Origin of the sequence: Microcoleus sp. Pol7_A1, assembly GCF_036701085.1 — a bacterium.
In the GTDB taxonomy this organism is placed as follows: domain Bacteria; phylum Cyanobacteriota; class Cyanobacteriia; order Cyanobacteriales; family Microcoleaceae; genus Microcoleus; species Microcoleus asticus.
Genome location: NZ_JAUBQD010000010.1, coordinates 121,949 through 133,366, shown reverse-complemented (window position 1 = coordinate 133,366; position 11,418 = coordinate 121,949). Strand labels below are relative to the sequence as shown.

4 protein-coding genes and 1 pseudogene are annotated in these 11,418 nt (G+C 45.3%); 2 read left to right on the top strand and 3 right to left on the bottom strand.

Going from position 1 to position 11,418, the window contains the following annotated elements:
• A pseudogene (locus QUA20_RS08930) lies at window positions 1–2,115 on the bottom strand (WD40 repeat domain-containing protein); the annotation flags it as partial.
• A gap of 468 nt (window positions 2,116–2,583) precedes the next feature.
• Window positions 2,584–4,722, bottom strand: a complete 2,139-nt coding sequence (locus QUA20_RS08925; protein WP_333187853.1) for a TIM-barrel domain-containing protein — start codon at window positions 4,720–4,722, stop codon at window positions 2,584–2,586.
• Between the two features lie 802 nt (window positions 4,723–5,524).
• On the opposite strand from QUA20_RS08925, the gene QUA20_RS08920 reads away from it, so the two are divergent.
• Window positions 5,525–6,136, top strand: a complete 612-nt coding sequence (locus QUA20_RS08920; RefSeq protein ID WP_333187823.1) for a 2OG-Fe(II) oxygenase — start codon at window positions 5,525–5,527, stop codon at window positions 6,134–6,136.
• Window positions 6,137–6,463: 327 nt separating this feature from the next.
• Here QUA20_RS08920 and QUA20_RS08915 read toward each other — a convergent pair whose 3' ends face one another.
• Window positions 6,464–10,264: a WD40 domain-containing protein gene (locus QUA20_RS08915; protein WP_333187820.1), complete on the bottom strand. Its 3,801-nt coding sequence runs from the start codon at window positions 10,262–10,264 to the stop codon at window positions 6,464–6,466.
• Between the two features lie 304 nt (window positions 10,265–10,568).
• Between QUA20_RS08915 and QUA20_RS08910 the strand changes: the two genes are divergently transcribed.
• A complete protein-coding gene (locus QUA20_RS08910) occupies window positions 10,569–11,327 on the top strand; it encodes a calcium-binding protein (protein ID WP_246277008.1) in 759 nt (252 codons plus the stop codon).
• Window positions 11,328–11,418 lie beyond the last annotated feature (91 nt).

Genomic DNA, 11,418 nt, shown 5'->3' with positions numbered 1-11,418 from the left:
CTGCCCAAACTCTAATTGATCTATTGAGGATGTAATAATTAGTTCTTTTAGCTTCGGAGGTTCAATAATCGTAATTGGGATAACTCGATGAATAGAACGTACTGAAGCGATAATTTCAAAATTTCCTTGCTTGCTTCCAGCTATAAAATTGCCATTTTGGTTAATCGTTCCACCTCCGCTACTTGCTGACCAAGTAATTTTCCCAGTTTGTATGTTGTCACCATACTGATCTAAGCCTTTCACTTCAAACTGAAAATTCTGCCCAAACTCTAATTGATCTATTGAGGATGTAATAATTAGTTCTTTTAGCTTCGGAGGTTCAATAATCGTAATTGAAATAACTCGACGAATTGAACTGACTGAAGCTATGATTTCAAATTTACCTGGCTTGCTTCCAGCTATAAAATTGCCATTTTGGTCAATTTTCCCCCCTCCGCTTACTTCCCATAATACAGTTTCCTGCATCTGATTTCGTCGTTGATCTAAAACTTGTGCTGTAAATTGTTGACGATTATTAAATGCTAAAGTAATGCTAGAAGGAGTAACACAAATCTCTGTAATTGTAGGAGGAGAAATAATAGTAATTGGGACAGAAGCCTCAAAAATGCCTATCTTTGCTTTAACTTCAAATCTTCCTTCTCTTTGACCTGCGGTAAATAAACCCTGTTCTATTTCACCACCGGCACTTTTCCATTTAACATCTTTATTGTTAAGGTTCATCTCTATATTATTCTGGTCATAACCTTTAACTGTAAAACGTTTAGATTGACCATAGAGAAGTTGTAGGGGAGGTTCTACAATAATAACAATCTTGCTTAATTTTGGGTAAGAACAACCCTTAATAGCATGGAGTGCCTTTCCGGTTTTTGCTTCTAACAATGTTACCCAATCTTTACCCGCAATGACAAGAATTTTTCCATTAGGACTAACAACTACAGAGCTAATAAAACCCGGTTGTTCTGGTAGAGTGTAAATTATTCTATAATCTTTTAAATCAAAGATTTTAATCTCTTTGGAAAAACCTACTACAAGTATATTTTGAGCGACACTACAATCTAAAGAATTAATTGATTGATTATTTGGGTAAGTCTTGGTGCATTCTAAATTTTGAAGAGGTAACGTAGACAAATCTTTATTATCTAATGCGCCAACAATAACTCTACCTAAAACCCAAGCCCCGACAGCTATAGGCCCTCCTAATGAAAATCCCGCTACAGTAGCTGCTACATCTACTAAACCTTTCCCCAAAACAGAAGCTGATTGATTTGAAGACACTTCTTCAGTTTTGGATTGCCAAAATTTGATAACCCCATCACGACTTCCACTAATTAAGGTTGTGTTGCTTGAAGTAATACTTAAAGATTGGATCCAAGGCGAATGCCCTTCAATACTGCCTATGAGTTGACCGCTATCTAAATTCCATAATGTAATTTTATTATTAGTGCTTCCACAAGCGATAACTTTTCCATCCTGGCTAATACATAAGCTCAAAACAGAAGATAGTTCCTTTTCATTTTTTATGGTTTTACTTAGCTTACCTGTATTTAGCTCCCATATTTTGATGGTTTTATCTGTGCTACCGCTAACAATTTTTTTTCCGTCAGCAGGGATAGCAACAGCAGTAATCCAACTAGAATGATCGTTGAGCGTGCGAATAACTTGCCCTGTTTTTAAATTCCATACCTTAATATTTTTATCTGCACTTCCGCTAACTAATGTATTTCCATCAGGACTAATAGCCACAGACAAAACCCAGTGCAAATGTCCTTCAATACTACGAATTATTCCCCCCGTTTGCAAATCCCATACCCAAATCTTTTTCCAACTCCCTCCTACTAAAATAGTATTATCTGGACTTATTGCTAGACAAGTAATAATATCTGTTGGGCAATTAATTAAGTTTTCTGGTGTATTTTCCATCAACCAAGAATTATCACCACGAAAAACTCTGTAGGCAAATTGTTTAACTCGGTCTGATGGATCTTTGATAGACTGTTCAATCAATAGTTCTAAACCTTGTTGACCATAATTGAGAGTCTCTGATAAAGCAGCAAGTCTTTCTTGCTCACTTGGACTAGATAACTGCTTCTTAACTTGTTCAATTGTTGTAGACATTCTATTTCTCTCCCAATCATTCACTTTCTGATTTTTTGGCAGCGACAAGCAACAAATTAGCTAGGTGATAGGGTTCTCCCGTAAATGTGGTGCTCATAAAATCTCATCTAACTGGGGTGGTTAGGCACGGGCAATAACGGATAGCGTCAAAACAAATAATTAATTTGCCCTGCCGTAACCCACCACCGCCAAATTTGTAACATAACGAACATTTTTCACCATCAAGCTGAAAAAGCTGATGATATTAATCTCTGTATCTAGGTGCACCCTGCAGGAAGCACACTCTTGGAGCTCGCACCTACCCATTCAACCTACCCGCCCATTGCTGATGAATTAGATCGCACCACACCGGAATCACAGACTCACCTATTTTCCATGATACGATCGCCCTTTCCATCTCAAACTCTACCAGATCGAGCGATCGCCCTGAATCAATCCCACCATAGCATAAACCGCTTTATGCCAAAGTTATCCAAATGTCAAACGCCGCACAGTACCATCATCTGTAAATCGCTGTTCGCCAACGCCAACAACTTCCACAATAACTTCCCGTTCTGATATCGAAAATTGACCCTCGCGCGCGGCAATTTCAACGATGATTTTTTCCCCTTCCAAATACACCTTGTAATTAGTCGTTGCCGAGACACCTTTTTCATGTTCAAAACTGTGTCCGTCGTCCTCATAAAGCGTCCATTCACCGCTTCCGGGCCAAATTCGCATTTTCAATGACTCAAGCGGTTCTTCGCTGACAAATTGCCTCACAGGTGCGATCGCAATTATGCCCCCACCCCGCACGTAAAGTGGCATTCTCTCCAAAGGTGCATAGGCTAAAATGTGCATCGGGCCCTGATAGCATTCACCCGTCCACCAATCGTACCAAGTCCCCTCCGGGAAATACACGGCGCGATGCTCAACTCCCGGGCGGTAAACAGGTGCAGCCATCAGCGACGGGCCGAGTAATACTTGATCGTAAAGGTGATAAGTTGCCCGATCGCGCGGAAAATGATACAGTAACGGTCGCAAAATCGGCGTTCCCGCCGTCGCTGCTTCCCAAAACAACGTGTAAATGTAAGGCAACAACTGATAGCGCAAATTCATGTATTCGCGGCAAATCTTCTCAGTGCGATCGCCAAAAACCCACGGTTCGTGCTGCGCCGTACTAATCGCCGAATGAGCGCGCATCAAGGGATACAGCATTCCCACCTGCATCCACCGCGCGAACATTTCGGCGGTTGCATTCTCCGCAAAACCGCCGATGTCGCAACCGACAAACGCCACGCCGGAAAGCCCCATATTGCAAAGCATCGGCATCGACATTTCTAAGTATTCCCACTGCGATTGATTGTCGCCCATCCATACCGAGGAGTAACGCTGAATGCCCGCAAAACCCGATCGCGTCAGCACAAAAGATCGCTCGTTCGATCGCACTTTTTGCAACCCTTCCGAACAAGCTTTCGCCATCATCAACCCATACAAATTGTGCGTTTCCGCGTGGGTTGCGCCCTCGGATTCCGGGCCTTGCGGTGCATCCAGCGGAAACCAGATGTGTTCGTGGCCATCGCCAAAAGGCCGTTCGGCGATCGAAGGTTCGTTCATGTCGTTCCAAATCCCCGCAACGCCCATATCTGTAAGGTTTTTGTGCAATTCGCCCCACCACTCGCGCACCTCTGGCCGCAAGAAGTCGGGAAACACCGCTTTTTCGGGCCAAACGTAACCGTGGAATAGCCTTCCCTCTGCGGTGCGGACGAAATAGTCATTTTCCACACCGCGATCGAATACTTCATAATCTCCTTCCGGTTCGTACTTGACACCGGGATCGACAATCGTGACAACCTTAAAACCCGCTGCTTTCAAGTCTGCGATCAGTTTCGCGGGATCGGGGAAACGCTTCGGGCTCCAGGTAAAAATGCGGTAGCCGTCCATATAGTCGATGTCGAGGTGAATGACATCGCAGGGAATCGCCCGATCACGAAATTCCTTCGCCAACTCCCGCACAACGTCCTCGGATTCGTAGCTCCAGCGGCATTGGTGGTATCCCAGCGCCCATTTTGGCGGAAGCGGCATCCGGCCGGTTAACTGCGTGTAGGTGGCGAGAATTTGGGCGGGTTCCGGACCGTAAATGATGTAGTAGTCGAGTTCCGGGCCTCTGGTTTCCATCCGCAAAACTCCCGGTTGTTGGGCGCCGATGTCGAATTGACTCCAAAATGTCGTGTTGAAGAAAATGCCGTAAGCGCGATCGGGATTCAGGGCGATGTAAAATGGGATCGCTTGGTACATTTCATCGCTGAGGGAATTGTAGTCAAGGGCGTCTATTGTCCAGTTTGTCTTGACTTCGGAGAGTTTGTCGAGAAAGCCGGTGCGTTCGCTGAAACCGTAGAAGTGTTCGTCTGCTTCGATGCGTTTCCAGCCTGCGGTTGCGCCTGTGCGCCATCCCATACTGGGATCGCAGTCGCTAGCAAATGGTTTTCCCGATTTGTCAAAGCATTCGATTCCAGCACGAGATCGCTTGACTGAAATCGTTATTTGTGATGTTTCAATTTCTATTTTTTCATCTGTTTCTCGCACTTCAAATGGTGTAATTTCCCACTCTTCGTCAGCGAGAGTTATTGAGTGCGATCGGCTTTTAAATTAACCTGTCTGTGACATTCGCACTCGGATTAAATTCGGTGCGAAGATGCTGATTTTGAGAGCGGAATTGGTACAGTTGAAGTGAATTGTGCGATCGGTTTTATGTATGGATTGTACGGGGGAGATCGTTGACCAAGGCTGTTAGGTAGTTTGGAGTTTTCCGAAGTATTGCGACATATACTCTGACCTGAAATATTATCAATATTGCTGTGATGAGTTAAGGTTTGTCATCTGGCCAAAGGCTGAACTACAATGCTTCTTTTTACATATCTGGCAAAAAAGTCTCGAAATTATTTGTGCAGTTTGCTGCTATGTAAAGAACTCGATTCACCATATAGCGCCCAGCTTCAAGTTCAGTATATATTGCAGCAACAGCTTCTTTGAATATCGCAATCTGTTCGCTTCCCAGCAAGTCGCCTTCAGAAATAAAAATAATGCCAGCGTGAACTTCGCACGCGCGTGCGAACCTCTAAAAATCGCCAACATTATTTGTAGGGTGCGCTTCGGCGCGCCTCCCCCTTATTTATAGCGGGTTAAAGGATTTATTGGTCTGAGTTTTGCCATCGGACGATCGCCTATATGTCGATCGCCTGTATAGTAATATTTGGCAGTTGCTAGTCGGTGGCGACACTTCCGGGCGATCGCCCGCAGTTAAGAAAAACCTTTGACTTAAGTACGCGGACACAAATAAACATTATTATGTCATTGCGCGGAAGAAGCAATCCCAAGTCTGAGCGATTGCTGCATTCCTATCTGCTGTTTCCTTAAACTTTGATGATTTTTGAGTGCCTTGAAATACTATAGCCAACATCCTAACGCTTTCTCGATCGACTACCTCAACGACTTGCGAGGAGCAATTCTAGCCTCCCCTTATCTAGCAATCAACAACCTCAACCGCGATTTCATTGGCACAAAAGGGTTTTCCGTGGTGTTTCAACGTTCGGAAATCGCCGAAGTAGAACAGCGTTTTCCCTTGTTCAAACCCTATCTAGACCAAGCATTACAGCCTGAATGCAATGCTTTTTACCTCAACCCCCTGTTGCTGGGTGAAGGTTCCCGCGTCGATCCGCATATCGATCGATCTTTGCGATCGTACTGCAAAACTGTTGAACCTCCCGCAGCCGTCAGCGTTTTATACGTGCAAGTGCCGCCGAACTTGCAAGGGGGAGAATTGATACTGCGGCGCAACAAACAGCAAGTCGGGCAGATTAAGCCGCAAGCGAACTCGCTGGTCTATTTTCAAGGAGATTTGACTCACTCTGTCAACGCTGTTAAAAGTACCGGAGCTCGTTTGAGTTTGGTTTGCGAACAGTACAGTTTGAGCGAAACAGAACTGCAACATATTCCAGGATTCAAAGTAGAGTCTAGGGCAGTAAAAGCCAAAAGCAAGTAATGTTTATTAGATAAAAAAACAACATTTTTGACAAGGAAAATGTCTCGCCAAGAAGCAATTACTGTCAGACTACTTACAAAATAAACTTAAATACCCAGCTATATGTTGGGCGCTTGTTTATACCAGTAAAAAAAGAATGCAACTGTAGACCTGTAATCCCAACCCTTAGTTTATTAGTCGTTGCCAATTCTTTAATTTCAGGACTTACGCAACAGTCACAAGACTTTTAAGTATGTTGTTGCGCTACAGCGCTCTTCGGATATAAAAAAGCGCTGAAGCGCAACAACATACCTTTGTTTAATGTGCCAATTGTGTAAGTCCTGTTTTTTAAGGATTGCAGATTTCGGCTATCGCTTTTTCTTCGGGATGATTAGCAATATAATTGCTCAGCCATTGGCAACTTAGTTTCATTAAACTATCTACATCAAGTTCCAAATTCCAGATTCTTAAAGTAGAATCATCGCTGGCAGAAACAAGAGTTTTCCCGTCGGGACTGATGTTAACGTCATTAACTCGATCGCTATGTCCCTCAAAAGTTTGTAGGGACCGCGCCTCCGATCCCGTTTGGCCGTCTGCTACATTCCACAGTTTAATTGTGCGATCGAAACTTGCAGATGCGATCGTTTTGCCGTCGGGACTGAAACTAATGCTTTTTACCCAAGTTCCGTGTGCTTGAATAGTTTTGAGTTCGGTGCCGGTTTCTGCATTCCACAATTTAATGGTGCTGTCATCACAAGCAGATGCTAAAATTTTGCCGTCGGGACTGAAACGGAGGCTGGTAATTCGGCTGTTATGCGCTCTCAAAATCCTTCTTGGGGTAGGTTCTAAATTGTTTAAAGCCCAGAAATAGATTGTGCGATCGTTCCCTGCGGATGCTAAAGTTTTGCCATCGGGACTGAAAGTGACACTTCTAACTCTTTCGAGATGTCCTGTAAAAGTTTTGATTTGGGCACCGCTTTCTAGATGCCACAATTTAACAGTTTTATCGACTCCTGCTGATGCTAAAATTTTACCGTCGGGACTGAAAACAACGCTATCAATTCCCCTTTGATGTCCTGAAAGAGTTTTGATTTCGGTGCCAGTTTCTAGGTTCCACAATTTAATAGTTCGATCGCTTCCTGCGGATGCTAAAATTTTGCCGTCAGGGGCGAAACTGACGCTGGTGACAGCACCTCGATGTCCTATAAAAGTTTTGATTTCGCTGCCGTTTTGTGCATTCCACAATTTAACAGTGCGATCGCTGCTACCGGAGGCAATTGTTTTGCCGTCGGGCGAGAAACTCGCACTCAAAACCTGACGGCGGTGGCTTTCCAGAACTTTCGGTTCGATGCCGGTGAGGTTCCAGAGTCGTACCGTGCGATCGGTACCTGCCGTTGCCAAAGTGCGGCCGTCGGGACTGAAACTAAGGCTCGCAACCCTGCCGCTGTGTCCTTTGAGGGTTTGCGGCTCGATGCCTCCTAACAGCGATAAATTCCACAATTTGACGGTGCCGTCTTCGCTAGCGGTAGCCAGAGTTGGGTTGCGGCTGCCTCTGGGACTGAATTTGACGTTCCAGACTTGCTGGCTGTCGGCTTGCAGGGTTTTGAGGAGAGTCAGGTTTTCGACATCCCACAGCTTGACTAAACCGTCTTCACCAGCGGATGCTAGGGTTTTGCCGTCGTCGGAGAAACTGAGACTTCTGACAGCATTGGTATGGCCCCTCAGCGTGGCGATTTCGGTTCCGTCTGCTGGATTCCAGAGTTTGACAGTGCGATCGCTACCCGAAGATGCCATCGCCAACCCGTCGGGCGAAAAAGTGACGCTCGTTGCCCAGCCTCTATGTCCGGTAAAGGTTTGGAGCAAAGTGCCGTCTGCTGGATTCCAGAGTTTGACAGTGCCGTCGGAACCCGAAGATGCGATCGCCAATCCGTCGGGAGCAAAACTGACTCCTCTCACCCAGCCCCTATGCCCTGTAAGGGTTCTAATTTCTGTGCCGTTTTCGAGGTTCCAGAGTTTGATAGTAGCATCCTCGCTAGCAGATGCGATCGTCTTGCCATCAGGTGAGAAACTGACAGTCCAAATGTTGTCGCCGTGTCCGGTGAGGGTTCTGAGCAATATGCCGTCTGGGTTCCAGAGTTTGACAGTATCGTCTTCGCTAGCGGATGCGAGGATTTTGCCATCGGGCGAGAAAACGACATTTTTGACGGCAGCTTGGTGGCCGAGGAGCAGATCGCGTTCTCGGATGCTGTAAAGTGCTTGTTGGAGGGCGATCGATACTTGCATCTTAGTTTCGGATTTGGCCGGACTGAATGCCTCTAATTTTTTAAGTTTATGTGCTGCAAGCAGTGCTTCGATCAGTGCGGGAAAAGGGTTGGAGGCTAAAGTTGTCTTTGAGGACAAACTTTCGAGGACTATTTTGGTTTCTGCGAGTTCTCGATCGGCTTTAATTACTTGCAATTGTACGGCGATAGCTGCTGCTAAAGATATCCCTAAAATTGTCGAACCGATCGCAATTATCCTTCTAGCTTGTTTTTTAGCGAACGTTAACTCTGTTTTAGCTTGATGCTGAGCCAGACTTAAAGTTTGATTAGCTTGTGCCAATATTTGACTTTCCTCAGCTTGCAGTGCAAAAGCCAATTCAACTTCTCGCTTTTCCAAATCCTGAGCCGCCGCTAAAAAGCGGTAATCCAGATGGCTTAAACTTTGATATTTTGCCCATTCCAAAGCTTCTTGCAGTGCCTGACCCCGCAGCAGCCGCGAATTATCCTCAAAATTGGCAGCATTCCAAGCATTAAAATTCTCCGCATAAGGCCGCAGTTTTCCTAACTGTTTTTCCACCCATTCAAGATTAAAAATTTCGGCATAAATTCGGTTATAAACTTTTAATTTTCCGTGCTGTTGCACCACTAAACCTGACAGTCGCAATTCTGTTTGTTCGGGGCTGCCATCAGCAATAACTCCCCCCAGCCCCCCCTTGCTAAGGGGGGGAGCAAGAGTGGCTATTTCTTCCTCTTCCAGAGGTGAAGTAGCAGCATTTAGCCCCCCCTTGCTAAGGGGGGGCTGGGGGGGGGTCGCGGATTGCAAAACCTGCTGGTAAAGCCCCAATAACTGCCCCGCTTTTTGCTGATTTCTCAAAAGGCGATCGCGAATAGTTTTCAAATGTTCAGGCTCATCCTGAGACTCCCAATTCTCCACAATCTGCAACTTCACCAACCCCTCAACTCCCTCCTCCTGTGTGGAACAGGCATCCTGCCTGTCTGTGGGGGTGAAACAGTCAGGATGCCTGTCTGTGGGGGTGGAACAGGCATCCTGCCTGTCTTTCTCAGCGCCCTCAGCGCCTCTGCGGTTAACTTTCTTCAACTCCTTTTCCTGCACCAACTTGCACAGCTTTTGCGTCAAAAAAGGTTGTCCCCCCGTCCAATCCAAAATATCTGCGATCGCACTTTCAGGATTGCCAACTTGCCCCTGCCAACCCTCAATCAAAGGTTGCACTTCATCAATCTGAAAACCGCGTAAATTTATCGCCTTACCAATATTAAAAGGAGTTTGAGTTTTATCCGCAATCAAATCCGAAGGCGTCGCCACCCCCAACAGCGCAAAAGTCAAACGCCGGTACAGAGTATTGTCAACTCTTTGATTGTAAAACCAGCGAATCAGAGCAAAAAACTCATCAGCCGAAAAATTCATGCTCAATACTCGATCGATCTCGTCAATAAAAATAACTATATTTTGGGAAATTTCAACTAAAATAACTTCTTCGATAAACAAACTAAATCGCTGCACGGGAGATAACAAATCCCGGCGTTCGCGCCACCAATTCCGCCAATTAATTTTATTTCCTAGCTGACAGCTACTGACCAAAGAATTGACAATGCCTGCATACCACTTTTCGGGAGTTACATCTTCTTTACCAATCCCAGTTAAATCGATAAAAGCGCAAACAGTACCTTCAGCTTGCAATTTTTGCATAGCCCGCACCCGCAAACTAGATTTGCCCATTTGCCGCGAATTCAAAACGTAACAAAACTCACCCGCTTTCAAACTTTCGTAAAAGTCCAAGTCTGCTTGTCGCGTCACGTAACTCGACGCATCTGCGGGGAGACTCCCGCCAATCTGATATTCATAACTAACTGGAGATTCTTTCATCATTGCCTGCACTAAAATCTAGATTCGATTCTACGATAGCTAACATGACTATTTAGATATTTACCAAAAAACCTGACTTTTGCGGATTTTTATGATGCTTTATCAGGCTGCACCTGATTTTTCCCTATAAATTCAGAGCCTGAAGCTATTTATTAGTTCCTATAATACCTGATTTTATCACCCTTGCGGTTCAGGAGTTTTAGCAAGAAACTGATAACAGGAAGTGAAAAGAGCAGCAAACAAATACAAACTGCCAGCATTACTTCTAAATAAATCAATTAATTTGAAATACAAAGGAACAACTGAAATGGCAACTATCTACGGTACTCAATTCAATGACAACAATTTAGTGGGAACCGATCAGCAATGGCAGCAAGGTCCGAATGGGCCAGTATTAACGCTTGGCAATGATGAAATCTACGGACTTGGAGGCAATGACATCATTTACGGTCGTGGAGGGAGCGATCTATTATCCGGCGGCAGCGGTGACGATAACATCTACGGCGGTGATGGCAGCAACGGCGGCAACAACTTCAATAACGACGACACTCTCTACGGTGGCAGTGGCCAGGACAACTTGTACGGCGAGACTGGAAACGACTACCTGTATGGCGGCACTGAGAAGGACTACCTGCATGGCGGCACTGGCAACGACAAATTGTATGGCGAGGGTGGCAACGACAATTTGTGGGGCGATGCTGGCAACGACATTCTCACTGGCGGTATTGGCAATGATTACCTTAACGGTTTCAGCAACGGCACCGAATTTGACACCCTCACAGGCGGCGCTGACGCGGACAAGTTCGTGCTGGGCGCGCAATCATACTACAATTTCTACACCGGATCTGGTTTCGCCTTAATTACAGACTTTAACTCATTAGAAGGCGATAAAATCGCACTCTTTGAGACTCTAGATAAATACACTCTGGTGTCTGGAGACTTCGGGTATGGCAACGCTGCTCTAGATACTAAGATATTGTTCGGAAATGATGAAATTGGTGTGTTGCAAGACATCACCAATGTCAAAGCAACGGACTTCATCCTTGGCGATCCGTTTCCTGGCTAAGCTGATAACCCTCTGCCTGGTTCAACTTAGCCGTAGTATTTGACGGCGCTACAAAAGTTATGGCAGAGGGAATAAATCAAGTTTTAACGAT